Raw genomic sequence first — 24,787 nt, forward strand, 5'->3', positions numbered from 1 at the left:
GCGTTTCACGCTCGGCCCTATCGGGCACTGGCAGGCTGCCGGTGGGAGGCCCCCACCGGCAGTACCGTCTTCCCTGGAGGTAGCGGGTGTCCAAGGAAACCGAGAAGCAGCGCTGGCAGCGCAACTTCGCCGACCTGCTCCAGGAGCTGCGGGTGGCGCAGACGGGCGTGCAGATCCTCTTCGCCTTCCTGTTGACCCTGCCGTTCAGCAACGGGTTCACCCGGACGAGCGGTTTCCAGAAGGACGTCTACATCGTCGCGTTGCTGTCGGCCGCCGCGGCCACCGCGATGATCATCTCGCCGGTGGCCTTCCACCGGGCCCTGTTCCGCCAGGGCCGCAAGCCGGAGCTGGTCCGCTTCGCGCACCGGATGGCCAGCGGCGGCCTCGGCTTCATGCTGATCTCGATGGTCAGCGCGGTTCTGCTGATCACCGACTTCGTGCTGAGCCGGCCCATCGCCTTCCTGCTGAGCGCGATCACCGGCGTCTGGTTCCTGGTCTTCTGGGTGATCCTGCCGTTCGCCCGGCGCAACTGGGGTGACGACGACATCGACGACGAGGACGACGATCCGCCGGCGCTGGCCGGCGACTGACGGCGCCGGTCCCGCCAAATCGGACGTGCGCGCGAGGCTACCCCTGGGTAACACCCGGGGGTAGCGTCGTTTTCGTCGCACGTCGACGCAGCCGGACCGAGGTCTCCAGGAGGCAGCCGTGACCACGACACACAACAGCCGACCCGACCCCGCCGGACACGGCGGCCCGACCGGGCGGGTGGCACCCATCGACGACCCCCGGCAGCCGGCCGACGCGGACGGGGCCGGGCCGCTCCCCGCCGAGGCCGGCCAGGTCTCCGAGAAGGAGGCGCGGCAGGTCGCCGAGGCGGCCCGCGAGGCCGCCTGGGACCGGCCCAGCTTCGGCAAGGAACTCTTCCTCGGCCGCTTCCAGCTCGACCTCATCAACCCGTGGCCCCGCTCCGATCCCGACGACGTGGCGCGGGCCGAGGAGTTCCTCGGCGCGTTCGGGGCGTACCTGGACTCCGAGGTGGACGGTGCGGCCATCGAGCGGGACGCGCGCATCCCCGACGACGTGTTCCACGGCCTGGCCCGGCTCGGCGCCTTCGGCATGAAGATCGACCGGAAGTACGGCGGCCTCGGGCTGAGCAACCTGCACTACTGCCGGGCGCTCATGCGGGCCGGCTCGGTGAACCCGTCGATCGGCGCGCTGCTGTCCGCGCACCAGTCGATCGGCGTGCCGCAGCCGCTGAAGATGTTCGGCACCCCCGAGCAGAAGCAGCAGTTCCTGCCCCGGCTGGCCGCCGGCGAGGTCTCCGCCTTCCTGCTCACCGAGCCGGACGTCGGCTCCGACCCGGCCCGGCTGGCCACCACGGCCGAGCCGACCGAGGACGGCACCGGCTACCGGCTCAACGGCGTCAAGCTCTGGGCCACCAACGGCACGGTCGCCACCCTGCTCGTGGTGATGGCCCGGGTGCCGGCGGCCGAGGGGCGGCGCGGCGGCATCACCGCCTTCGTGGTGGAGGGCGACAGCGAGGGCATCACCGTCGAGCGGCGCAACGAGTTCATCGGGCTGCGCGGCCTGGAGAACAGCCTCACCCGGTTCCACGACGTCTTCGTGCCGAAGGAGAACGTGATCGGCGGCGAGGGCAAGGGCCTGAAGATCGCGCTGACCACGCTGAACACGGGCCGGCTCTCGCTGCCGGCCATGTGCGTGGGCGCCGGCAAGTGGGCGTTGAACGTGGCCCGCGAGTGGGCAGCGGACCGGGTCCAGTGGGGCCGGCCGGTCGGCGAGCACGAGGCGGTCGCCAAGAAGCTCGCCTTCATCGCCGCCACCACGTACGGCATGGAGTCCATGCTCGACCTCTGCTGCCTGCTCGCCGACGACGACCGCAACGACATCCGGATCGAGGCCGCGCTGGTGAAGCTCTACGCCAGCGAGATGGCCTGGAAGATCGCCGACGAGCTGATCCAGATCCGGGGCGGTCGCGGCTACGAGACGGCCGACTCCCTCGCCGCCCGGGGCGAGCGCCCGGCCGCGGTCGAGCAGCTCCTGCGCGACCTGCGGATCAACCGGATCTTCGAGGGCTCCACCGAGATCATGCACCTGCTGATCGCCCGCGAGGCGGTCGACGCGCACCTGTCGGTGGCCGGCGACATCATCGACCCGGACGCCGGGCTGGGCCGCAAGGCGAAGGCCGGCGCGCGGGCCGGCGTCTTCTACGCGAAGTGGCTGCCCACGCTGGCGGTCGGCAAGGGGCAGGCGCCCGGGGCGTACCACGAGTTCGGCCCGCTGGCCGGCCACCTGCGGCACGTCGAGCGGACCTCCCGCAAGCTGGCCCGGTCCACCTTCTACGCGATGTCCCGCTGGCAGGGGAAGATGGAGCGCAAGCAGGCGTTCCTCGGCCGGGTGGTGGACATCGGCGCGGAGCTGTTCGCCATGTCGGCGGTCTGCGTGCGGGCGGTCGCCGAGCGCGCCGAGCACCCGGAGAACATGGAGCTGGCCGACCTGTTCTGCCGGCAGGCCCGGCTGCGCGTCGACGAGCTGTTCACCGGGCTGTGGTCCAACACCGACGCGGTCGACGTGGCGGCCGCGAAGCGCATCATCGCCGGCCGGTACGCGTCCGTGGAGGACGGCGTGGTCACCCCGCCCGCCGACCGGCCCTGGGTGGCCACCTGGCAGCCGGGTCCGTCCACGGCGCAGGACGTCCGCCGCCGCATCCCGCCCGCATGAAAGGAAGGGCCCCCTGTTAACGCCTGCGGTATAGCAGGGGGCCCTTCCTAACCCGTGGTCAGCGGGCGACCGCCCAGGCGATCACCCCGGCCAGGATGAGCCCGTTCAGCCCGGCGAGCACCAGGTACGCGGCCGGCGGGATCCGGCGGCCCTTGCGGACGAAGCTCACCAGGACGCCCGCGTATATGAGCAGCAGGACCGCGACGACGATCAGGAAGTACAGCACCGGAACACCTTAACGGCCGGTACGCAGCCCGAGTCCGCGCAGCTCCAGTGCGGCGAGCGCGTCGACCGTCTCGTCGTCGCCGCGGCGCCACGCCTCGGCCACGTCCGGCGCGATCCGGTTCAACTTGGCGAGGGGCTGCCCGGCGAGCGCGCGCAGGGCCAGCAGGTCCCGCCCGGCCGGGGCGGCGGCGAGGGCCTTCGCCGCGCCGGCCCGGCGCATCCAGCGCACCCGCAGCGGCAGCCAGCCGAACAGCACCAGCCCGAGCGGGAAGACCAGCACGGCGGCGGTGAGCGCCAGGGCCAGCTGGCCGACCAGTTCCTGCTGGTCGCGGCCGGCCTCGGCGACCGCGCGGGCGGCCTCGGCGGCCTTGGTGAAGGGGCCGGTCAGCTCGTCGCCGACCAGGGGGACCCGGGCGACCTTCCCGCCCGCGTCGGCCAGGTTGTCGGCGAGCCCGCCGCCGGCCCCCTCCAGCTTCTCGCCGGGCACGGCGAGCTTCTCGACGAGGTCGTGCAGCCAGAGCGCGAAGCGGATCGCCGCGTACACCCAGACGACCACGAGCAGATCGGTGAGGAGCTGACGGAGGGCGGTCGGAAAACGGTCGGCGTAGATCTTCACGCGGGACAGCGTGCCACGGCCCGGCCGCCGGGGCACGGGGCAGTTTTCTCAGCCCGCGCAGGCCGGGCAGGTGCCGAAGATCTCCAGGGTGTGGCTGACCTCGGCGTACCCGTGCTCGGCGGCGACCCGCTCGGCCCAGCTCTCCACCGCCGGGCCGGCCACCTCCACCGTCCGGCCGCAGGCCCGGCAGACCAGGTGGTGGTGATGGCCCTCGCTGCACCGCCGGTAGAGGTGCTCGCCGCCGGGCGGGCGCATGACGTCGATCTCGCCGGCGTCGGCGAGCCCCTGGAGGGTCCGGTAGACGGTGGTCAGCCCGACCCGCTCGCCGCGCTGGCGCAGCATGGCGTGCAGGTCCTGGGCGCTGTGGAAGCCCTCGACCTCGGCCAGCAGGGCGCTCACCGCGGTGCGCTGCCGGGTGTTGCGCAATGCCCCCTCGGTCATGACGGCCCCTCCCCGGCGTGGCTGACCGCGTCCGCCACGATGTGCGCGACGTGCTCGTCCACCAGGGCGTACGCGATCTCCCGGCCGCGCCGCGAGCCGCGCACCACGCCGGCGCCGCGCAGCACGCGCAGGTGCTGGGAGACCAGCGGCTGCGGGGCGCCGAGCTTCTCCACGAGTTCGTGCACGCAGCGCTCGCCCTGGGCCAGCTCGCTGACGATCGCCAGCCGGATCGGCGCCGACAGCGCGCGCAGCAGGTCACCCGCGCCCTCGAAGGCGTCGTACCCGTTCGTGACCGTCATCCCGTAACGGTAACCAATGCCAGCAGCGCCGGCCGGGACGGCCTCACCCCAGGACCACCTCGTGCTCCGGCGGCTCGGCCACGGGCGCGGCGGCCGGGCGGGTCCGCCGCCGCAGCGCCCGCCGGCCGGCGGCCAGCAGCGCCACCACCAGGAACGAGCCGATCGCCAGCAGCACCACCGAGGCGCCGGGCGCGGTGTCGGCGCTGGCCGCCACCCAGACCCCGGCGCCGGCCGCGAACAGCCCCAGCGCCATGGCCGCCGCCATGGTGCTCCGGAACCCCCGGGTCACCTGCTGCGCGGTCGCCACCGGCACCACCATGAGGGCGCTGATCAGCAGCACACCGACCGCCCGCATGGCGATGGTCACCGTCACGGCGGTGCCTACGGCGAGGAGCATGTTCAACGCCCGCACCGGCAGGCCGGAGACCCGGGCGTACTCCTCGTCGTGGCAGACCGCGAAGAGCGCCGGGCGCAGCGCCAGCATGGTCACCAGGATCGCCACGCCGAGCACGCCGATGGTGATCAGGTCGGCCGGCGACGTCGTGGTCAGCGACCCGAAGAGGTACGCGTTGAGCGACCCGCTGCTGGCGTCGGAGAGCCCGACCAGCATCACGCCGCCGGCGATGCCGCCGTAGAACAGCAGCGCCAGGGCCAGGTCACCGGAGGTACGCCCGCGCGAGCGGACCAGCTCGATGACGATCGCGCCCAGCGTGGCCGCGACGACCGCGACCAGCACGGGGGAGCGGTTGAGCAGCAGACCGGCGCCGACGCCGGTGAGCGCCACGTGGCCGATGCCGTCGCCGATGAGCGCCAGCCGGCGCTGCACCAGGTAGATGCCGAGCGCCGGGGCGGCCAGCCCGATGACCAGCGCGCCGACCAGGGCGCGCAGCATGAAGTCGTAGTGCAAGAAGAGATCCATCACATGCTCCACAGCCCGGCGGGCTCCTCGTCGCAGTGCGGGTGCACGTGGTCGTGGCCCGGCTCGGCGTGGTGCCCGGCCGGCTCCGGGACCGCGCCGTCGTGGCAGATGCCGCCCTGATGGACGACGACGGCCCGGCTGATCAGCGGGCGCAAGGGCCCCAGCTCGTGGGCGACCAGCAGCACCGTGCCCCCGCCGTCGCGGAAGTCCCGCAGCGCGGTGGCGAACGCCTCCTGGCTGGCCGCGTCCACCCCGGCGGTCGGCTCGTCGAGCACCAGCAGCTCCGGCCGGCCCGCGAGCGCCCGGGCGATCAGGGTGCGCTGCTGCTGGCCGCCGGAGAGGGTGGCGACCGGGTCGCCGGCGCGGTCGGCGAGCCCGACCGCGCGCAGCGCCGCGGCCACCGCCTCCCGGTCGGCCCGGCCCGGCGGGCGCAGCACGCCCCGGCGGGCCAGCCGCCCGGAGGCCACCACCTCGCCCACCGTGGCGGGTACGCCGCTGCCCGCGCCGAGCCGCTGCGGGACGTACCCGATGCGGTGCCACTGCCGGAAGCGGCGCTGCGGCGTGCCGAAGAGGGTGACCGACCCCGCGCCGAGCGGCACCAGGCCGAGGACGGCGCGGATCAGTGTCGACTTGCCGGAGCCGTTGGCGCCGAGCACGGCCACCACCTCGCCGGCGGTGACGGTCAGGGAGATGTCCCGCAGCACCGCCCGGCCGTCGTAGCCGACGGCGGCGTGCGCGACCTGGATCACGGGTTCGGTCATGAGCAGTCCAAGGCGGTCCGCAGGGTCTGGAGGTTGGCGCGCATCGCGGAGAGGTAGTCGCCGTCGGCCGGCGGGCCCTCGATGGGGTCGAGCACGGCGGTCTTCGCCCCGACCTCCCGGGCCACGGTCTCGGCGACCTTCGGGCTGACGAGCGTCTCGAAGAAGATGGTGGTGGCACCGTGCTCGCGGGCCTCCTTGGCGACCTCGGCGAGGCGCTGCGGGGAGGGCTCGGCGTCCGGGCTCAGGCCGGTGATGCCGACCTGTTCGAGCCGGTAGTGCTCGGCCAGGTAGCCGAACGCGGTGTGGCTGGTCACGATCTCGCGGCGCTGGCAGGTGGCCAGGCCCCGGGTGTAGTCGGCGTCGAGGCCGGTCAGCTCGGTGCGCAGCGCCGCCGCCCGGGCGGTGAAGTCGGCGGCCCGGTCGGGGTCGATCTTCGCCAGCCGCTCGGCGAGCCGGTCGCCGACAGTGGCCAGCCGGGTCGGGTCCAGCCAGAGGTGCGGGTCCTTGCCGCCGCTCTCCTCGTGGCCGTGCTCCTCGCCCTCGTGCTCGTGGCCGCCGGCCGCGGTGTCCAGCAGCGGCTGCACGCCGGCGACGTCGAACGCGCGGTCGCCGCCGTTCTGCTCGACGGCCTCGTCCACGGCGGGCTGGAACCCGGTGAGGTAGATGATCAGCTCGGCGTCGGCCACCTGGCCCACCTGCCGGGGGTTGAGTTCGAGGTCGTGCGGCTCGGCGCCGGGCTTGGCCAGGTTGGTGACCCGGACGGCGTCGCCGCCAATCTTCTCGGCGAGGAACTGGAGCGGGTAGAAGGCCGCCACCACGTCGACCCGGTCCGGGTCGCTCCCGCCGCCCCCGCCGTCCGAGCAGGCGGCGAGACCGCCCAGGCCGAGCAGGGCGACGGTGGCGGCGGCGAGGGCACGGGGGGCTGAGCGGACGGTCATGTGACTACTGTCCGCGATAACGAAATTGATTGTCAAAAACGCATGATTGCATGTCTGTGCAGGTCAACTGTCAGAGCAGCTTCGCCAGCGCGATCGCGATCAACAGGGTCAGCATCAGCAGCCGGAGCACCCGGGTCGCCGGGGACTGCACCGGCCAGGTGACGGTCATCAGCCACACCAGCCCCGCGGCCAGCGCCAGCAGCACCACGCCACCCGCCACGCCGGGCGCGAAGAGCCCCACCAGCACCAGGACCAGCGCGGCCAGGAAGACCGTCGTCGGGTTGAGCCGGGCCAACCGGGACAGCACGGGACTCTGCGTACGCTGCATGCCACAGACTCTACGAGGAGGAAGCCGGTGCTGGTCACCAACCGGTTCGTGGTGGACGCCGACGGGGCGGACGAGTTCACCCGGGAGGCGCACGCCGCCCTCGCCGCGCTCGCCGCCCGCCCGGGCTACCTGCGCGGCGAACTGCTCCGCGCGCTGGACGACCCCGACCACTGGTGCCTGATCACCGAGTGGGAGTCGGTCGGGGCGTACCGCCGGGCGCTGGGCGGCTTCGACGTCAAGGTCACCGCGGTGCCGCTGCTCGCCCGGTCGGTGGACGAACCCTCGGCGTACGAGACACTGGCCAGTGCCGCGCCGGACGGCGAGATCGTCGTGGTGGCCAGTGATCGGGCCGCAGGTCCTTACCGCTGATGCCGGGGGCACTACCCTGGCGCGTATGACCGCTCCCGGGCCGGCCGCCCCACCACCCCCGCCCGTGCCGTCCGGCGTGTCGCCCGTGCCGGGGTCGCCGGGTGAGCCGGGCGTCCCCGTGCCGCCGGTGTCGCCGGGCGAGCCCGGCATTCCTTCGCCGCCGCCCGGCCCCGGCGTCGCCCCGCCGTTCGCCGCCCCGCCCACCGAGGGCGGCCGGGCCCGGCTCTGGCTCGGCCTCGGCGTGGGCGCGCTCGCCGTGCTGCTCTGCTGCGGCGGGGGCGGCGCGGCCGTGGTCGGGCTGGCGGTGAGCAACGTGCAGGCCGTCGAGGAACAGGGCCGCGCGGTCACCGACGACTACTACCAGGCGCTCGTCGCGAAGGACTGGTCCAAGGCGTACGACCAGCTCTGCGACGACGCCCGGCGGCGCGAGTCCCGGCGCGAGTTCGAGCAGCGGGTGGCCACCGAGCCGCAGGTCTCCGGCTACCGGGTGGGCGAGGTCGACACCACCACGCTGACCGTGCCCGTGGACGTGACCCTGGCCGGCGGCAAGCGGGAGGCGCAGACCGTCACGCTGGCGCCGGACCAGCAGACGGGCGGCATGGAGGTGTGCGGGGTGAGCTGACCGCGCCCCGGTATTCTGCTGGGCTCGGGACCGCGGTGGTCGTACCGTTGTCCCGAACCGTCCGGTTCTACTCACATCACCCCCGCCGACCGCCAGCCGGCGTAGGAGGAAACATGCCAGCCGACCGTATCGACGCCGTCGTCAGCCTCGCCAAGCGCCGGGGCTTCGTCTTCCCCTCCAGCGAGATCTACGGGGGCACCCGGTCGGCCTGGGACTACGGTCCGCTCGGCGTCGAGCTCAAGGAGAACGTCCGCCGGCAGTGGTGGAAGACCATGGTCCAGCAGCGCGACGACGTCGTCGGCCTGGACTCCGCGGTCATCCTGGCCCGCAAGGTGTGGGAGGCCAGCGGCCACATCGCCGAGTTCGTCGACCCGCTCACCGAGTGCCAGTCCTGCCACAAGCGGTTCCGCGCCGACCACCTCGAAGAGGCGTACGAGGCCAAGCACGGCAAGCCGCTGACCTCGCTCACCGAGCTGAACTGCCCCAACTGCGGCAACAAGGGCACCTTCACCGAGCCGAAGATGTTCAACGGCCTCATGAAGACCTACCTGGGCCCGGTCGAGAGCGACGAGGGCCTGCACTACCTGCGGCCGGAGACCGCCCAGGGCATCTTCGTCAACTACAAGAACGTGGAGACCGTCGCCCGGAAGAAGCCGCCGTTCGGCATCGCGCAGACCGGCAAGTCGTTCCGCAACGAGATCACCCCGGGCAACTTCATCTTCCGCACCCGGGAGTTCGAGCAGATGGAGATGGAGTTCTTCGTCGAGCCGGGCACCGACGAGAAGTGGCACGAGTACTGGCTCTCCGAGCGCTGGAACTGGTACCTCGACCTGGGCCTCTCCGAGGACAACCTGCGCTTCTACGAGCACCCCAAGGAGAAGCTCTCCCACTACTCGAAGCGCACGGTCGACATCGAGTACCGGTTCCAGTTCGGCGGCACCGAGTTCGCCGAGCTGGAGGGCATCGCCAACCGCACCGACTTCGACCTGTCCACGCACAGCAAGCACTCCGGCGTCGACCTGTCGTACTTCGACCAGACCAAGGGCGAGCGCTGGATGCCGTACGTGATCGAGCCGGCCGCCGGCCTCACCCGCGCGGTGCTGGCCTTCCTACTCGAGGCGTACGACGAGGACGAGGCCCCGAACACCAAGGGCGGCGTGGACAAGCGCACCGTCATGCGCTTCGACCCGCGGCTGGCCCCGGTCAAGGTGGCGGTGCTGCCGCTGTCCCGCAACGAGGCGCTCTCGCCGAAGGCCAAGCAGCTCGCCACCGACCTGCGCAAGCGCTGGGTGGTCGAGTTCGACGACTCGCAGGCCATCGGCCGCCGCTACCGGCGGCAGGACGAGATCGGCACCCCGTTCTGCGTCACCGTCGACTTCGACACTCTCGACGACAACGCGGTGACGGTACGGAACCGGGACACCATGACCCAGGAGCGCGTCTCCCTCGACCAGGTCGAGCGCTACCTCATCGAGCGCCTGCCCGGCTGCTGACCCCCAAGGAGGGGCCCCTTCTTGCCGTTTCCGGTAGAGAAGGGGCCCCTTCTCACACCTCCCGGGCCGGACGGGCGACGACGGGGGTGCTGGCGCCGCCGCGGGTGGCGTAGGCCTCCTCCACGATGCGGCGTACGGCGGCGGGGTCGCGCCGGATCTGCGCCGGGGTGAAATGGAGGATCAAGACGCCCAGGCGGCTCAGTTCGTTGTGCCGGTCCAGCGTGCGCGCCCAGTCCTCCGGGCTGAAGTGGTATTCCTGCGAGTCCACCTCCAGCGCCACTCCGGCCTCGGGCAGGTAGCCGTCGGGGGTCGGAAGCCGTCGTCCCTCGGCGTCGACCAGGCGGGGATTCCACAGAACGGCCGGCAGCACCGGGCTGCCGGCCAGGCACTCCCGCAACTCCGCCTCAGGTGTCGACCGGGTGCCGGAGACGACCTCAGAGAATGCCTTCCTGACCAGTGCCGTACGGCTGCGCCTGGCCCGGCGGATCTCCGCATCCAACGCGGCGAGATCGGTGAAGCCGCGCTGGACGGCTTCGGCGACGATGGCCCGTACCGGACGCAGCTTTCGCAGGTCCCGAGCGGCGTCGACGACGGCGCGCGCCGGCGAGCAGACCGCGTAGTTGGCGGTGAGCCGCGCTCGGGAGTCAAGGGTCAGCGCCCGGGAGATCACCGCGTGACCGGCGGACCTGCGTCGGGTGTGGTGCGGCACCAGCAGGTGCACGTCCTCGGTGTGGGGGCTGTACCGGAAGCCGTACCAGCGCAGCGCGGCGAGCCCGGTCAGCTGAGCGTCCGGTCCGGCGTAGATGGCGGCGGAGATGCGCCGTTGCTCACCGGTCAACGTGCCGCTGAACAGCGCGTACGTAGCCGGCAGCACCCGTTGCCACACGCCACGACGAGTCTGTCGGTAGAGGTACATGTCATCGAAGCCTGTCGCGAGCAGTTGGGCTCTGGTCAGGATTTTCTGCTGACGCTGCGCCACCTCGTCGAGGGCGGCCGGGTAGTCGACCATGGGGACACCCTTCACCGCTCGCGCCGACCATGCTGCCGCTGTCCGTCCGCCTGTGCACCGCTCCCTCCCTGTGCACGACCCCCACAGCGGCGGGCGCCTGTGATATGCGCCCCTGTTAACAGGGGACCCCTGCTATGCACAGGACGATAAGAAGGGGCCCCTCCTTACACTTGTGCGGTGACCGCCCCGACCCTGCCCGCGCTGCGCCCGCTGACCCTCGGCCCCCACGAGGTGTGGCCGCCCGTGGTGCTCGCGCCGATGGCCGGGATCACCAACGTGGGCTTCCGCCGGCTCTGCCGGGAGCAGGGCGGCGGCATCTACGTCTGCGAGATGATCACCACCCGGGCGCTCGTCGAGCGGAACCCGAAGACCCTCCGCATGATCGCCTTCGGCGCCGACGAGCACCCGCGCAGCCTCCAGCTCTACGGCACCGACCCGGAGATCACCGCCGCCGCCGTGCGGATCGTGGTCGAGCGGGACCTCGCCGACCACATCGACCTCAACTTCGGCTGCCCGGTCCCCAAGGTCACCCGCCGCGGCGGCGGGTCGGCCCTGCCGTGGCGGCGCCGGCTCTTCGCCCGGCTGGTCCGGGCCGCGGTGGACGCCGCGTCCCCCGCCGGGGTGCCGGTCACCGTGAAGATGCGCAAGGGCATCGACGACGACCACCTGACGTACGTCGAGGCCGGCCTCGCCGCCCAGGACGCCGGCGTGGCCGCGGTCGCCCTGCACGGGCGTACGGCCGCGCAGCGCTACTCGGGCACCGCCGACTGGGACGCCATCGCCACCCTCAAGCAGGCGCTCGACGTGCCGGTGCTCGGCAACGGCGACATCTGGGAGGCCGACGACGCGCTGCGGATGGTCGCCCACACCGGCGTCGACGGCGTGGTGATCGGGCGCGGCTGCCTGGGCCGGCCCTGGCTCTTCGCCGACCTGGAGGCCGCCTTCAACGGCCGCACCGAGCGGCGGCTGCCGAACCTCGGCGAGGTGGCGGCGACCATGCGGCGGCACGCCGAACTGCTTGTCGACCAGTTCGTCGCCGGCGCCCGCAACCCGGCCCGGGGCGAGCGCGACGGCTGCACCGACTTCCGCAAGCATGTCGCCTGGTACCTGAAGGGCTTCCCGATCGGCAGCGAGCTGCGCCGCTCCCTCGCCATGATCGACAGCCTGGCCCAGCTCGACGACCTGCTCGGCAAGCTCGACCCGACAGTGCCGTTCCCGGTGGAGACCCTGGGCCAGCCGCGCGGCCGCACCAACTCCCCGGGCAAGGTCTTCCTGCCCGACGGCTGGCTGGCCAGCCGCGACGACGACACCCCGCCGGACGGCGCCGAGCTGGACGACTCCGGCGGCTGACGCGACGAAGGGCCGGCCCCTTTCGGGGCCGGCCCTGTCGTGTGCGGTTGTCAGCTGGCGGAGTAGCCGCGGGTGGCGATCCAGTCGGCCAGGTTGTCCACGCTCATCCGGTAGGAGGCCATGTTCGGGTCGGCCGAGTCCGCGATGGTCACGGTCTTCCCGTCGTCGCGGTAACCCACGACGCTGATGTAGTGGCCACCCTCGAAGGAGTGGGTGTTGCCGTCGGTGTCGGTGGCGGTGCCGGCGATGTTGGCGACCACGGCCCGGCCGTCATCGACGGTGCGCACGATGTCGGCGCGCAGGGTGTCGGTCTGCTTGTCGTCGGCCTTGCCGTCGCGGATCTCCACCGACCGGTAGTGCTTACCGGTCTCCTTGTTCAGCACCGGGGTGATGTCGTTGATGCTGTTGGTGCCGTTCTCGGTGGTGCCCATCTCCTTGGCCATGGCGTCCACGTCGATGTTCTTGCCCAGCACGGACAGGGCGTTACGCGTGGCGGCCGGACCGCAGTAGTAGAAGTTGGGCTGGGCCTCGTAGCGGACGTCCAGCTCCCGCTCGCCGTGGCCCTTACGGTCGGTGCTGACCTGGGCGGTCTTCTCGGCCGGGGTGGCCTGCGCGGCGATCGCGGGGCCGGCGATGCCGACGGTGGTGGCGGCGATGCCGGCAGCGGTCAGAACGGTGTTACGCAGCAGATCGGTACGCATGATGAGTGCCTCTCTGTCGGGGGTACGGCACGCACGCACAGGGGGTGTACGGGTGCCGGTGGAGAAGTCTTCGGGAGATGCCCGGCGATCAGGGGGCGACCTGCTCGGGCGGTCCGGGGGTGTAACCGTCGGCGGCGGGGAGTGATTCCCTCGGCCTGATCCGACGTCCCGGGGGATGTAACGACCGGGGGTCAGGGGGTGATTCCCTGGCTCACCGGCTCGGACCTGTGGTGCGCGGTCCGGGGATGTAACGACCGGGGCCGGGAGGCCATTCCCTCGGCTCCATCCGGCTCGGACCTGGGGGGTCCGGGGGATGTAACGACCGGTGGGGGCCGGTCATTCCGGCCGGCGGCCCTCGCTCCGGGGCGGGGTCCTGCGCGGTCTGCCATGTACAACGACCCCGCCCCCGCCACGATTCCGCCCCGCCGGTGGCGCCGACCACCCGACGAGACCGGCCGAAACCGCCAGCCTGGCATCAACTCACGCACCGCGAACCGGACACCGGCCCCATTCGGCGCAGCCGGCACCGACCTCCGACCGGCAGCCGGCGGCGTTGATCAATAGCTTTGCGTCAGGGGTGGGGCTGTTCTTGACGCAAACCTCTTGGTCAACTTCGTCTGAGCGGTCGCGCTGCCGGAGAGAGTGCGGTGTGCCGGTTCAGTGGGTGTTGGCGGTCGTGTCGCCCGTGCGCTGGGTGGGGACGGTGGGCGCCCCGGGCCAGGGGACGTCGGGCGAGGGGTGGAACGTGATGCCGGCGGCCGTCCAGCGCGGGCCGTGGCCGGCGAGCCGCTCGCGGAACCCGGCCCAGTCGTGCGTCGACCGGGGCGACCAGCCCAGTTCGGCGACGGCGGGCAGGCGGGGGAAGAGCATGAACTCCACCTCGGCGAGGGTGGTGACCGACTCGGTCCAGAGCGGCGCCTCCACACCCAGCACCGCCTCGGCCGGCACGCCGGTGAGGTGCGTGCCCGGATCCCAGTCGTACGCCCGGTGCACGTCGATGAGGCCGGCCCAGTCGTGCCCGATCGGGGTGTCGGCGGCGTACTTCATGTCCAGGTAGACCCGGTTGCCGGGGGAGAGGATGAGGCGGGCGCCCCGGCGTACCGCCTCGGCGGTCTCCGGGTCGTCGCCGTTGGTGCCCCACCACTGGAGCACCCGCCCGTCGACGTGCCCGGCCGGGGCGAGCTGGTGCCAGCCCACCACGGTCTTGCCGGTCGCCGCGACGATCGTCTGGGCCCGCTCGACGAAGGCGCGGTACGTGTCGGCCGGCACCTTGAACGCCTCGTCGCCGCCGAGGTGCAGCCAGGGGCCGGGGGTCAGCGCGGCGACCTCGCCGACCACGTCGGCGACGAAGGCGTACGTCCGCTCGTCGGCGGGGTCGACGTAGCTGAAGCCGACCTCGGTGCCGGTGTACGGCGGCGGCGGCACCTTGCCGGGCGCCAGCTCCGGGTAGGCGACCAGGGCCGCGTTGGTGTGCCCCGGCAGGTCGATCTCCGGCACCACGGTGACGTGGCGGCGGGCCGCGTACGCGACGATGCGCCGGTAGTCGGCCTGCGTGTAGAAGCCGCCGGTGCCGCCGCCCACCTCGGTGACACCGCCTACCTCGGCGAGGCGGGGCCAGGAGTCGACGGCGATCCGCCAGCCCTGGTCGTCGGTGAGGTGCAGGTGCAGGTGGTTGAGCTTGTACCGGGCGAGGTGGTCGACGACGCGGAGCACGTCCTCGACCGGGAAGAAGTGGCGGGCCACGTCGAGCATGGCGCCCCGGTAGGGGAAGCGCGGCCGGTCGATGATGCTGCCGCCGGGCACCGCCCAGCGCTCGGCGACGGGAGCGGCGCCGTCGATGGCGGCGGGGAGAAGCTGCCGCAGCGTCTGCGCTCCGTGGAACAGGCCGGCCGCGGTGGCGGCCGTGATCCGCACGCCGGCCGAGGTCACGTCCAGGCGGTAGCCCTCGTCACCCAGCCCGTCGACCGCACCAGCCACGTCGACCGGGCCGGCCTCGTCGGCCGCACTGGCCGCACTGGCCGCACTGGCCGCACCGGCCGCACCGGCCGCGTCGACCCCGCCAAGCGGCTCGGTGAGGGGCGCCTCGGACAGCGTCAGCACGAGCGGGCCGTCGGCCGGGAGCGGGCCGTCGGTGACCGGCAGCGGGAAGCCCGTCGCGGGGCGCAGCCAGTCGGCGAGCTGCTCGGCGACGTCCCGGCCGGCCGCGCTGACCCGGATCGCGGCGTCCGCCGTCAGCGTGAAGTCGGCTGCCGGGTCGGGGAGCACCCGCTCCGGCGCGGGCACCACGTCGCCGAGCCGCACCGGTGCGGGCGGGGCGAGCAGGTCGCCGGCCCGCCGCTCGGCGGTGCGGGCCAGGTCCGCGGCGGCGGGCTGCCGGCCGGGGAGGCGGTCGAGCAGTTCGGGGCCGCTCTCGGTGGGGGCGGCGGGGGTGGTGGGCACGGCGACGGCTCCCGGGGTGTATTTGCGCGGGATATGGCAAAGGTCAGGTTCAGCAAAACCAGTGCCGTCAAGAGTACGAGGGGAATCGGAATTGCGTGATCGTGCGCGTGGAAGCGTTCCCAAAAACCGGTACGGACGCGGATAGTGGGGACCGTTGTGCCGATTGTCACCGAACGGTCCCAGGCCACTCGAAGTTCGCTTAACCTTCGCCCACCGATCGCTGACGAGCCGGGATTACCGGTGGTCGCTCCCGGGGTATGTCCGAACTGAACCTTCGTTAAGTGTCAATGGCGCGCGTGGGAGGCTCTGGTGGCAGCGCAAGAGACGGTCGAGCACAAGTACGTCTACGACTTCGCCGAGGGCAACAAGGACCTCAAGGACCTGCTCGGCGGCAAGGGGGCCAACCTGGCCGAGATGACCAATCTCGGCCTGCCGGTCCCGCCCGGCTTCACGATCACCACCGAGGCCTGCAAGGCGTACCTGGCGACCGGCCGGGAGCCGGACGGGCTGGCCGCCCAGATCGAGGCGCACCTGGAGTCCCTGGAGCGGGAGATGGGCCGCAAGCTCGGCGACCCGCAGGACCCGCTGCTGGTCTCCGTCCGCTCCGGCGCCAAGTTCTCCATGCCCGGCATGATGGAGACCGTCCTCAACGTCGGCCTCAACGACCGCAGCGTCGTCGGGCTGAGCGCCCAGGCCGGGGGCAACGACCGGTTCGCCTGGGACTCCTACCGCCGCCTGATCCAGATGTTCGGCAAGACCGTCTGCGAGGTGCCGGGCGAGGAGTTCGAGCACGCGCTCGACGACGCCAAGCGCGCCAAGGGCACGCAGAACGACCTCGACCTGGACGCCGACGACCTGCGCGGGCTGGTCGACGCGTACAAGAAGATCTTCGCGAAGCACACCGGGCGGGAGTTCCCGCAGGAGCCGCGCGAGCAGCTCGACCTGGCCATCCGCGCGGTCTTCGAGTCGTGGAACGCCGAGCGCGCGGTGGTCTACCGCCGCCAGGAGCGCATCCCGGCCGACCTGGGCACCGCGGTCAACGTGGTGGCCATGGTCTTCGGCAACCTCGGCGCCGACTCCGGCACCGGCGTCGCCTTCACCCGCGACCCGGGCAGCGGGGCGCAGGGTATCTACGGCGACTACCTGGCCAACGCCCAGGGCGAGGACGTGGTGGCCGGCATCCGCAACACGGTGCCGTTGCAGGAGCTGGAGCAGATCGACAAGAAGTCCTACGACGAGCTGCTCGACTACATGGCGCGGCTGGAGGAGCACTACAAGGACCTCTGCGACATCGAGTTCACCATCGAGCGCGGCAAGCTCTGGATGCTCCAGACCCGGGTCGGCAAGCGCACGGCCGCCGCCGCGTTCGTCATCGCCGGGCAGCTCGTCGACGAGGGGCTGATCGACCTGGACGAGGCGCTGCACCGGGTCAACGGCGCGCAGCTCGCCCAGCTCATGTTCCCGCGCTTCCAGCTCGACCACGAGTTCCAGCCGGTGGCCAAGGGCATCGGCGCCTCGCCGGGCGCCGCCTCCGGCAAGGTGGTCTTCACCTCCGCCCGGGCCGTCGAGCTGGCCGCCGAGGGTGAGTCGGTGATCCTGGTCCGCCGGGAGACCAACCCGGACGACCTCAACGGCATGATCGCGGCCAAGGGCATCCTCACCTCGCGCGGCGGCAAGACCAGCCACGCGGCGGTGGTGGCCCGCGGCATGGGCAAGACCTGTGTCTCCGGCGCCGACGAGCTGGACGTCAACGTTCCGGCGAAGAAGTTCACCGTGGCCGGGCAGACCGTGAACGAGGGCGACGTCGTCTCGATCGACGGCACCACCGGCAAGGTCTACCTCGGCGAGGTGCCGGTCATGCCGTCCGAGGTGGTGCAGTACTTCGAGGGCGAGCTGGACCCGGAGCAGTCCGACGACGCGCTGGTCAAGGCCGTACACCGGATCATGACGCACGCCGACGAGAAGCGGCGGCTGCGGGTCCGGACGAACGCCGACACGGGTGCCGACGCGGCCCGGGCGCGGCGGTTCGGGGCCGAGGGCATCGGCCTGTGCCGCACCGAGCACATGTTCCTCGGTGACCGCCGGGAGCTGGTCGAGCGGCTGATCCTCGCGTCCACCGACGAGGAGCGGGAGAAGGCGCTCGCCGCCCTGCTGCCGCTCCAGCGGGAGGACTTCATCGAGATCTTCCGCGAGATGGACGGCCTGCCCGTCACCGTGCGGCTGATCGACCCGCCGCTGCACGAGTTCCTGCCCCCGCTGGAGCAGCTCGCGGTCAACGTGGCGGTCGCGCAGGAGCGCGGCGAGGACGTGGCCAAGGAGGAGGCGCTGCTCGCCGCCGTCCGGCGGATGCACGAGGAGAACCCGATGCTGGGCCTGCGCGGCGTGCGGCTCGGCCTGGTCATCCCCGGCCTGTTCGCCATGCAGGTCCGCGCGATCGCCGAGGCCGCCGTCGAGGTCACCCGGTCCGGCGGGTCGGCCTGCCCGGAGATCATGGTCCCGCTGGTCGGCGCGGTCCAGGAGCTGGAGACGGTACGCGCGGAGGCCGAGAAGATCATCGCCGAGGTGGTCGGGGACAGCGGCGTGGAGGTGCTGATCGGCACCATGATCGAGGTGCCGCGGGCGGCGCTGACCGCCGGGCAGATCGCCGAGGCCGCCCAGTTCTTCTCCTTCGGCACCAACGACCTCACCCAGATGGGCTGGGGCTTCTCCCGCGACGACGTCGAGGGCGCGTTCTTCTGGCGCTACCTGGAGCTGGGCATCTTCGGCATCTCGCCGTTCGAGTCCATCGACCGGGAGGGCGTCGGCCGGCTGGTCCGGATCGCCGCCGAGGAGGGCCGGGCGGCCCGGCCGGGGCTGAAGCTCGGTGTCTGCGGCGAGCACGGCGGCGACCCCGACTCGGTGCACTTCTTCCACGAGGTCGGCCTCGACTACGTCTCCTGCTCGCCGTTCCGCGTGCCGGTCGCCCGGCTGGAGGCCGGCCGCGCGGTGATCACCACCACCGGCTCCGACTCCCGCTGACGGCGTGACGCATCCGGGGCCACCGGCGCTGAGGTCGGTGGCCCCGCTCGCGTCCAGGCGCGCCATTCCGGCCCGCCGGGCGTAACCTGGGCTCCCGCGTACGTGTCGATCAGGAAGGGTGGCCGCATGACCAGCGTCTGGGAGAACCTGACGGTCGACGCCCAGGACCCGTCCCGGCTCGCCCACTGGTGGGCGGAGGCGCTCGGCTACCAGGTGATCAGCGACAAGCCGGACGAGGTGGAGATCCGCCGCACGCCCGACACGCTGCCCGGCATCGTCTTCGTCCCGGTCAGCGGCCCCAAGGAGGGCAAGAACCGGCTGCACATCGACCTGCGCCCGGCCGACCTGGAGGCGGAGGTGGAGCGCCTGGTCGACATGGGCGCCCGGCACGTCGACATCGGGCAGGGCGAGGTGGAGTGGACCGTGCTGTCCGACCCGGAGGGCAACGAGTTCTGCGTCCTGCGGCCGCGGGGATGACGGTTGACCGCCGGTTCCGGCGCTGACGACGCGGCGCGCCTCGTCACCGAGGCGCCCAAGGACACCGGGTACGGGCGGTCGCCGTACGAGCGGGACCGGGCCCGGGTGCTGCACTCGGCGGCGTTCCGGCGGCTCGCCGCGAAGACCCAGGTGCACACCGCCGGCACCGACGACTTCCTGCGTACCCGGCTGACCCACTCGCTGGAGGTCGCGCAGATCGCCCGCGAGATGGGCGCCCGACTGGGCTGCGACCCGGACGTGGTGGACACCGCGGGGCTGGCGCACGACCTCGGCCACCCGCCCTTCGGGCACAACGGCGAGGAGGCCCTGGACGCGCTCGCCGCGGGCTGCGGCGGCTTCGAGGGCAACGCGCAGACGCTGCGGGTGCTCACCCGGCTGGAGGCCAAGGTGCTGGCCCCGGACGGCCGCTCCGCCGGGCTGAACCTGACCCGGGCCTCGCTCGACGCGGTCGGCAAGTACCCGTGGGAGCGCCGGCCCGGCCGGCGGAAGTTCGGGGTGTACGCCGACGACCGCCCGGTCTTCGCCTGGCTGCGCGAGGGCGCCCCGCCGGGGGACCGGCGCTGCCTGGAGGCGCAGGTGATGGACTGGGCCGACGACGTGGCGTACTCGGTGCACGACGTCGAGGACGGCATCCACGGCGGCTACGTGAGCCTGCGCCCGCTGCTGGAGGACGCCGACGAACGGCGGGCGCTGTGCGCCGACGTGGCGGCCGCGTACTCCGGGGAGGCCCCCGAGGACCTGGGTGAGGTGCTTGCCGAACTGCTCGCCGACCCGGTGCTCGCCCCGCTCGCCGCGTACGACGGCAGCCACCGGGCCCTCGCGGCGCTGAAGACCACCACGAGCGTGCTCACCGGCCGCTTCGTGTCGAGCGTGGTGGCCGCCACCGAGGAGCGGCACGGCCCCGGCCCGCACCGCCGGTACGCCGCCGACCTCGTGGTGCCGCGCCGGATCCGGGCCCAGTGCGCGCTGCTCAAGGGCATCGCCCTGCGCTACGTGATGCGCCGCCCCGGCGCCGGCCCCCGGTACGCGCAGCAGCAGGAGATCCTCGCCGACCTGGTCGCCGCCCTGCTCGACCGGGCCCCGGAGGCCCTCGACCCGGTGTTCGCGCCGCTGTGGCGGGCCGCCCCGGACGACGCGGCCCGGCTGCGCGTGGTGGTCGACCAGGTGGCCTCGCTCACCGACCCGGCCGCCCTGGCCTGGCACGGCCGCCTGGCGGCGGGCCGCTGACCTGCGGGTCCGCAGTCGGACAGCCCGGTGGGGGCGATCAGCGACTTAGGCTAGCCTAAGAAGCATGACGGAGCAGCGCCCCAAGAAGCTCACCGCCGCCACGGTCGTGCGGACCGAGCGGCCCACCCCGCACCTGATCCGGCTCGTGCTCGGCGGTGCGGAGCTGACCGGCCTGCCGGTGGGCGCCTACACCGACCACTACGTGAAGTTCGTCTTCCCGCCGGCCGGGGTGCGCTACCCGCACCCGACCGACCTGGCCACGATCAAGCGCGAGTTCCCGGCGCAGCAGTGGCCGCGGCTGCGGGCGTACACGGTGCGGGCCTGGGACGCGGCGGCGGGCGAGCTGACCGTGGACGTGGTGCACCACGGCGACGAGGGGCTGGCCGGGCCGTGGGCGGCCGGGCTGCGTCCCGGCGACGAGGTGCTGTTCACCGGCCCCGGCGGGGCGTACGCCCCGGACCCGACGGCCGACTGGCACCTGCTGGCCGGGGACGAGAGCGCGCTGCCGGCGATCGCCGCCGCGCTGGAGCGGCTGCCCGCAGGGGCGCCCGCCAAGGTGTACGTCGAGGTGGACGGCCCCGCCGACGAGCTGCCGCTGGCCAGCGCGGGCGCGGTCGAGCTGCGCTGGCTGCACCGCGCCGGCCGCCCGGTGGGCGAGCCGCTGGTCGAGGCGCTGCGGGCCCTGGAGTTCCCGGCCGGCCGGGTGCACGCCTTCGTGCACGGCGAGGCCACCGCGGTGAAGGAGCTGCGCCGGCTGCTGCGGGTCGAGCGCGGTGTGCCGCGGGGCGACCTGTCCATCTCGGGTTACTGGCGGCGGGGCATGGACGACGAGGGCTGGCGTTCCACCAAGGCGGCCTGGAACGCGCAGGTCGAGGCCGAGGAGTCGGCGGTCGCCGCCGCCTGAGCGGTCACGCCCCCCGCACCGCGAGCCGGTAGAGCTCGGGGAGCAGCCACGGGGCGATCCACCGCTGCACGCCCTCGGGTGTGAAGTGGAGCCCGTCGCTGCGCACCCGGACCCCGCCCGCCTCCCAGGCGAACCGCCCCTCCGGGCAGGCCCGCCGGTTGAGGTCGAGCACTGTGGCGTGGTGCCGTTCGGCCGCCGCGCGCAGCAGCCGGTTCCACGCGTCCACCCGGGCCGGGTCGTCCTCCGGCCAGAGGCCGCCGTCGGGCCGTTCCGCGCGCCGGGTGTACGGCGCGGTCAGCAGGGTCACGTGCGCGCCCCGGCCGGCCGCGATGCCGACGGCCCGGTCCAGTTCGCCGGCGAGGTACCTGTCGAACGCCGGCTCGCCGACGTGCTGCCAGCGCCCGTCGAGCTTGCGGTCCATCAGCTCCCAGCGGTCGAGCAGGATGACCGCCACGTCCGGGTCGTCGGCGCGTACGCCCCGCTGCCAGCGGGCGTCCCAGTGCTCGCAGCCGGGGTAGTTCGGGTGCGGCTCCCCGATGTAGCGCACCTCGGGGAGCCGGGCGATGCCGCAGCCCTGCACGGCCCGCACGCTGACGGTGAACTTGTCCTGCTCGGGCAGGTAGGTGCCGAGCGACCACGAGACGGAGTCGCCGAGGAAGGCGATCCGGGGCGGCCCGGGCCGCCGCCCCGGGCGGCGTGCCGGGGGCACCGGGGTGGGGGAGCCGGCGGCGGCCCCGGCGGTCGGGGGCGCGGCGTCGAGGGCGATCGCCGGCTTCGGCGGCGGGGCGGGTGGCACGGTGCCGAGCACCGCGACCGCGGCCACGCCGGCCACCGCCGTGCCGGCCAGCGCGGGCGCCGGCCGGGGCAGCCGCCGGACCCGCCGGATCGGACGCTCCACCAGCAGGTACGACCCGCCGGCCGCGGCCAGCGTCACCGCGCACCGGGCGGCGAGCAGGGCCAACCCGGTCAGCCCGGTCCGCTCGGCGGTGAGCCACTGGAACAGCGGCCAGTGCCAGAGGTAGACGCCGTAGGAGATCCGCCCGAGCCAGACGAGCGGCGCCAGGGCGAGCAGCCGCGCGGTCGGGGAGGCGGGGCTCACCACCGCGTGGGCGATGACCGCCGCCACGGCGAGGGCGGCCGCGGTGAGGCCGCCCCGGTAGAGCCAGGCGTCGCCGCCGTCGGCGGTGGCCCAGCACCAGCCGGTGAGGGCGGCCCCGGCCAGCGCCAGCGCCCCGAGGACCGGGTGGCGTGCCGGTCGGCCGGTCACCGCCGCGTCCCGCCGGGCCAGCGGCACGGCGAGCGCCGCGCCGACCAGGAGGGCGACGGCCCGTGTGTCGGTGCCGTAGTAGACGCGGTCCACGGTGCCCGGGGTGAACAGCGCCGCGGCGGCGAGCGCCGACCCGGCCGCGCCCAGCAGGACGAGCGGGAGCGCGACGCCGAGCCGGCGGCCGGGCGGGACGGCTCCCCGCCGGGCCGCCCAGGCCAGCAGCGCGATCAGCAGCAGTGGCCAGAGCAGGTAGAACTGCTCCTCGATGCCGAGCGACCAGGTGTGCTGCAGCGGCGACGGGCTGCCGGTGGCGGCGAAGTAGTCCCCGCCCCGGTTCGCCATCCGCCAGTTGGCGACGTACCCGAGCGCGGCGAGCGCGTCCCAGCGCAGCGCGCCGAGTTCGGTGCCGGGCATCAGCTTCCGGGAGACCAGCACCACGACGAGGAGCACCAGCAGCAGTGCGGGAAGCAGCCGGCGTACCCGCCGGCCCCAGAACGCGACGAGGTCGATGCGGCCGGTGTGCTGGTGCTCGGCCAGTAGCAGCGACGTGATGAGGAACCCGGACAGCACGAAGAACGCGTCCACCCCGAGGAAACCGCCCGGGAGGGCGGCCACCCCGCCGTGGAACGCGAGGACGGCCGCGACCGCGAGCGCGCGGACCCCGTCCAGGGCCGGCTGGTAGGGGATCCTGGCCCTGCTCGTACCCGACATGGGCCGGTTGTCCCCGTTTGCGGCCGCCATACACCCGACGACGCGGGTGTACCTCAGTTTGTAGTAGAGGTGCTACATTCCGGGGTATGACTGCGGTCGAACTGCCGGGCGCCGCCACGGCTCCCCACCCACCCGACGAGGACCTGGTCCTCGACGTACGCGACCTGCGCATGCGGTACGGCACCGTCGACGTGCTGCACGGGGTCGACCTCACCGCCCGGCGCGGCGAGGTGCTCGCCCTGCTCGGCCCCAACGGCGCCGGCAAGACCACCACCATCGAGATCCTGGAGGGCTTCCGGCTGCGCTCGGCCGGGTCGGTCCGGGTTCTCGGCGTCGACCCGGGCCGGGGCGACGAGCGCTGGCGCGCCCGGATCGGCGTGGTGCTCCAGTCCTGGCGCGACCACGGCAAGTGGCGGGTCCGGGACCTGCTGGCCCACCTCGGCGACTTCTACGCGCCGTACGCCACAGACCGGATTCCCCGGCCCTGGCCGACCGGCGACCTGCTGGAGACGGTGGGCCTCACCGCGCACGCCGGCAAGCGGGTGCACCAGCTCTCCGGCGGCCAGCGCCGCCGGCTCGACGTGGCCGTCGGCATCGTGGGCCGCCCGGAGCTGCTCTTCCTGGACGAGCCGACGGTCGGCTTCGACCCGGCCGCCCGGCGCGAGTTCCACGAGCTGGTGCACCGCCTGGCCGACCTGGACGAGACCACCATCCTGCTCACCACGCACGACCTGGACGAGGCGGAGAAGCTGGCCGACCGAATCCTCATCCTGGCCGGCGGCCGGATCATCGCCGACGGGTCGCCCGACGAGCTGTCCCGCCGCGTCGCCGGCGACGCGGAGATCCGCTGGACCCGCGACGGCGAGCGCTTCGTGCACGCCACGGCCGACGCGACCGGCTTCCTGCGCGACCTGCTCCGCGAGCACGGCGACCGGGTGCAGGAGCTGGAGGTCCGCCGGGCCAGCCTGGAGGACGCCTACATCACGCTGGTCCACGAGGAGGAGTCCGGGCAGCGGGCCGGCCGGGCCGCCCGGGTCTGGCAGCAGGGGAGCGAGCGATGAACCCGACAGTGACGGCCGTCCGGGCCGGCGTCCGGCGCGGCGTGATCGAGCTGCGCAACACCTTCACCAACGCGCAGGACCTCTGGAACTACTTCTTCCCGACCGCGGTCCTGCTGGTCGCCATGTTCTTCATGCGCGGCTCCACGGTGCCCGGCACCGACTTCTCCCTCGGCGCCCGGGCGCTGCCCAGCACCATCGGCATGGGCCTGATCTTCGGCGGGCTGCTCGGCCTCTCCCAGCAGCTCATCGTCGACCGGGAGGACGGCACCCTGCTGCGGGCCAAGGCGACGCCCAACGGGATGCTCGGCTACCTCATCGGCAAGATCGTGCTGATCTCGGCGGTGTCGCTGATCGGAGTGGTGCTCCAGCTCACGCCGGGCCTGTTCTTCCTCGACGGGATCCGGCTCGGCGACCCCGGCGCCTGGCTCACCCTGGCCTGGGTGGTGCCGCTCGGGCTGGTGGCGACGCTCCCGCTGGGCGCCGTGGTCGGCTCGCTGATCGAGAATCCCCGGAACATGGGCCTCGTGGTGCTGCCGATCTTCGGCCTCATCGCGCTCTCCGGCATCTTCTACCCGATCAACGGCCTGCCCGGCTGGCTCCAGGGCGTCGCCCAGGTCTTCCCGGTCTACTGGCTAGGGTTGGGCATGCGCTCGGCGCTGCTCCCGGCCGACCTGGCGGCGGTCGAGCTCGGCGGCTCCTGGCGCCACCTGGAGACCCTCGGCGTGCTCGGGGCGTGGGCGGTGCTCGGGCTGGTGCTGGCCCCGGTGGTGCTGCGCCGGATGGCCCGGCGGGAGTCCGGCTCGCGGGTGGCGGCCCGGCGGGAACGGGCCATGCAGCGGGTCGGATGAG

At 73.3% G+C, this 24,787-nt stretch carries 24 protein-coding genes; 12 read left to right on the forward strand and 12 right to left on the reverse strand.

Features of this window, described 5'->3' with window-relative positions; all coding sequences use genetic code 11:
* Positions 1–86 precede the first annotated feature (86 nt).
* Both GA0070603_RS26790 and GA0070603_RS26795 read left to right on the forward strand, forming a co-directional pair.
* Positions 87–590, forward strand: a complete 504-nt coding sequence (locus tag GA0070603_RS26790) for a DUF6328 family protein (protein ID WP_091319313.1) — start codon at positions 87–89, stop codon at positions 588–590.
* Between the two features lie 118 nt (positions 591–708).
* Positions 709–2,742: an acyl-CoA dehydrogenase family protein gene (locus tag GA0070603_RS26795; RefSeq protein ID WP_425270476.1), complete on the forward strand. Its 2,034-nt coding sequence runs from the start codon at positions 709–711 to the stop codon at positions 2,740–2,742.
* Positions 2,743–2,800: 58 nt separating this feature from the next.
* On the opposite strand, the gene GA0070603_RS31620 is transcribed toward GA0070603_RS26795, so the two are convergent.
* The 8 genes from GA0070603_RS31620 to GA0070603_RS26830 all read right to left on the reverse strand — a co-directional run bounded on the left by GA0070603_RS31620 (position 2,801) and on the right by GA0070603_RS26830 (position 7,269).
* Complete coding sequence (locus GA0070603_RS31620) at positions 2,801–2,968, reverse strand: hypothetical protein (protein ID WP_167537054.1); 168 nt, start codon at positions 2,966–2,968, stop codon at positions 2,801–2,803.
* A gap of 9 nt (positions 2,969–2,977) precedes the next feature.
* Positions 2,978–3,583, reverse strand: a complete 606-nt coding sequence (locus tag GA0070603_RS26800) for a hypothetical protein (protein ID WP_091322324.1) — start codon at positions 3,581–3,583, stop codon at positions 2,978–2,980.
* 48 nt (positions 3,584–3,631) lie between these two features.
* Positions 3,632–4,024, reverse strand: coding sequence for a Fur family transcriptional regulator (locus GA0070603_RS26805; protein ID WP_091319315.1), 393 nt, complete (start codon positions 4,022–4,024; stop codon positions 3,632–3,634).
* The gene (locus tag GA0070603_RS26810; protein WP_091319318.1) at positions 4,021–4,323 is read right to left on the reverse strand and encodes an ArsR/SmtB family transcription factor; all 303 of its coding nucleotides are present in this window, start codon (positions 4,321–4,323) and stop codon (positions 4,021–4,023) included. The genes GA0070603_RS26805 and GA0070603_RS26810 overlap by 4 nt, the downstream gene beginning before the upstream one ends.
* A gap of 43 nt (positions 4,324–4,366) precedes the next feature.
* Positions 4,367–5,242, reverse strand: a complete 876-nt coding sequence (locus GA0070603_RS26815; protein ID WP_091319320.1) for a metal ABC transporter permease — start codon at positions 5,240–5,242, stop codon at positions 4,367–4,369.
* Positions 5,242–6,003 (reverse strand): metal ABC transporter ATP-binding protein, encoded by a 762-nt coding sequence (locus GA0070603_RS26820; RefSeq protein WP_091319323.1) that lies wholly within the window; start codon positions 6,001–6,003, stop codon positions 5,242–5,244. Before GA0070603_RS26820 ends, GA0070603_RS26815 begins: the two co-directional genes overlap by 1 nt.
* Entirely contained in the window at positions 6,000–6,941 is a 942-nt protein-coding gene (locus tag GA0070603_RS26825; protein ID WP_091319326.1) for a metal ABC transporter substrate-binding protein, read from the reverse strand. Before GA0070603_RS26825 ends, GA0070603_RS26820 begins: the two co-directional genes overlap by 4 nt.
* A 70-nt stretch (positions 6,942–7,011) precedes the next feature.
* Positions 7,012–7,269 carry a DUF6703 family protein gene (locus GA0070603_RS26830; protein ID WP_091319329.1) on the reverse strand — a complete coding sequence of 86 codons (258 nt, stop codon included), beginning with the start codon at positions 7,267–7,269 and terminating at the stop codon, positions 7,012–7,014.
* A 27-nt stretch (positions 7,270–7,296) separates the two neighbouring features.
* Between GA0070603_RS26830 and GA0070603_RS26835 the strand changes: the two genes are divergently transcribed.
* The 3 genes from GA0070603_RS26835 to GA0070603_RS26845 all read left to right on the forward strand — a co-directional run bounded on the left by GA0070603_RS26835 (position 7,297) and on the right by GA0070603_RS26845 (position 9,753).
* The gene (locus GA0070603_RS26835; protein ID WP_091319331.1) at positions 7,297–7,638 is read left to right on the forward strand and encodes an antibiotic biosynthesis monooxygenase family protein; all 342 of its coding nucleotides are present in this window, start codon (positions 7,297–7,299) and stop codon (positions 7,636–7,638) included.
* Between the two features lie 148 nt (positions 7,639–7,786).
* Positions 7,787–8,260: an Rv0361 family membrane protein gene (locus tag GA0070603_RS26840; protein ID WP_091322325.1), complete on the forward strand. Its 474-nt coding sequence runs from the start codon at positions 7,787–7,789 to the stop codon at positions 8,258–8,260.
* 113 nt (positions 8,261–8,373) lie between these two features.
* Positions 8,374–9,753 carry a glycine--tRNA ligase gene (locus GA0070603_RS26845; RefSeq protein WP_091319334.1) on the forward strand — a complete coding sequence of 460 codons (1,380 nt, stop codon included), beginning with the start codon at positions 8,374–8,376 and terminating at the stop codon, positions 9,751–9,753.
* A 52-nt stretch (positions 9,754–9,805) separates the two neighbouring features.
* Here GA0070603_RS26845 and GA0070603_RS26850 read toward each other — a convergent pair whose 3' ends face one another.
* Positions 9,806–10,762 (reverse strand): type IV toxin-antitoxin system AbiEi family antitoxin domain-containing protein, encoded by a 957-nt coding sequence (locus tag GA0070603_RS26850; protein ID WP_091319337.1) that lies wholly within the window; start codon positions 10,760–10,762, stop codon positions 9,806–9,808.
* A gap of 177 nt (positions 10,763–10,939) precedes the next feature.
* On the opposite strand from GA0070603_RS26850, the gene dusB reads away from it, so the two are divergent.
* Complete coding sequence (dusB, locus tag GA0070603_RS26855) at positions 10,940–12,112, forward strand: tRNA dihydrouridine synthase DusB (RefSeq protein ID WP_091319340.1); 1,173 nt, start codon at positions 10,940–10,942, stop codon at positions 12,110–12,112.
* Positions 12,113–12,162: 50 nt separating this feature from the next.
* On the opposite strand, the gene GA0070603_RS26860 is transcribed toward dusB, so the two are convergent.
* Both GA0070603_RS26860 and GA0070603_RS26865 read right to left on the reverse strand, forming a co-directional pair.
* Positions 12,163–12,813 carry a C39 family peptidase gene (locus GA0070603_RS26860; RefSeq protein WP_091319342.1) on the reverse strand — a complete coding sequence of 217 codons (651 nt, stop codon included), beginning with the start codon at positions 12,811–12,813 and terminating at the stop codon, positions 12,163–12,165.
* Between the two features lie 657 nt (positions 12,814–13,470).
* Positions 13,471–15,252, reverse strand: coding sequence for a beta-N-acetylhexosaminidase (locus GA0070603_RS26865; RefSeq protein WP_091319344.1), 1,782 nt, complete (start codon positions 15,250–15,252; stop codon positions 13,471–13,473).
* Between the two features lie 309 nt (positions 15,253–15,561).
* Between GA0070603_RS26865 and ppdK the strand changes: the two genes are divergently transcribed.
* The 4 genes from ppdK (at position 15,562) to GA0070603_RS26885 (ending at position 20,899) form a co-directional block, all read left to right on the forward strand.
* Entirely contained in the window at positions 15,562–18,270 is a 2,709-nt protein-coding gene (ppdK, locus tag GA0070603_RS26870) for a pyruvate, phosphate dikinase (protein ID WP_091319346.1), read from the forward strand.
* A 126-nt stretch (positions 18,271–18,396) separates the two neighbouring features.
* Positions 18,397–18,747 carry a VOC family protein gene (locus tag GA0070603_RS26875; RefSeq protein WP_091319347.1) on the forward strand — a complete coding sequence of 117 codons (351 nt, stop codon included), beginning with the start codon at positions 18,397–18,399 and terminating at the stop codon, positions 18,745–18,747.
* Positions 18,748–18,750: 3 nt separating this feature from the next.
* Complete coding sequence (locus tag GA0070603_RS26880) at positions 18,751–19,995, forward strand: deoxyguanosinetriphosphate triphosphohydrolase (RefSeq protein WP_091319349.1); 1,245 nt, start codon at positions 18,751–18,753, stop codon at positions 19,993–19,995.
* 64 nt (positions 19,996–20,059) lie between these two features.
* Positions 20,060–20,899: a siderophore-interacting protein gene (locus GA0070603_RS26885; RefSeq protein WP_091319351.1), complete on the forward strand. Its 840-nt coding sequence runs from the start codon at positions 20,060–20,062 to the stop codon at positions 20,897–20,899.
* Positions 20,900–20,903: 4 nt separating this feature from the next.
* Here the strand turns inward: GA0070603_RS26885 and GA0070603_RS26890 are convergent, their stop codons facing one another.
* Entirely contained in the window at positions 20,904–22,877 is a 1,974-nt protein-coding gene (locus GA0070603_RS26890) for an acyltransferase family protein (protein ID WP_091322326.1), read from the reverse strand.
* Between the two features lie 86 nt (positions 22,878–22,963).
* Here GA0070603_RS26890 and GA0070603_RS26895 point away from each other — a divergent pair, with 86 nt between their 5' ends.
* Both GA0070603_RS26895 and GA0070603_RS26900 read left to right on the forward strand, forming a co-directional pair.
* A complete protein-coding gene (locus GA0070603_RS26895; RefSeq protein WP_091319353.1) occupies positions 22,964–23,938 on the forward strand; it encodes an ABC transporter ATP-binding protein in 975 nt (324 codons plus the stop codon).
* On the forward strand, positions 23,935–24,786 hold the full coding sequence (locus tag GA0070603_RS26900; RefSeq protein WP_091319355.1) for an ABC transporter permease: 852 nt from the start codon (positions 23,935–23,937) through the stop codon (positions 24,784–24,786). The genes GA0070603_RS26895 and GA0070603_RS26900 overlap by 4 nt, the downstream gene beginning before the upstream one ends.
* Position 24,787: the final 1 nt, after the last annotated feature.

The organism is Micromonospora chersina, from assembly GCF_900091475.1.
GTDB lineage: Bacteria > Actinomycetota > Actinomycetes > Mycobacteriales > Micromonosporaceae > Micromonospora > Micromonospora chersina.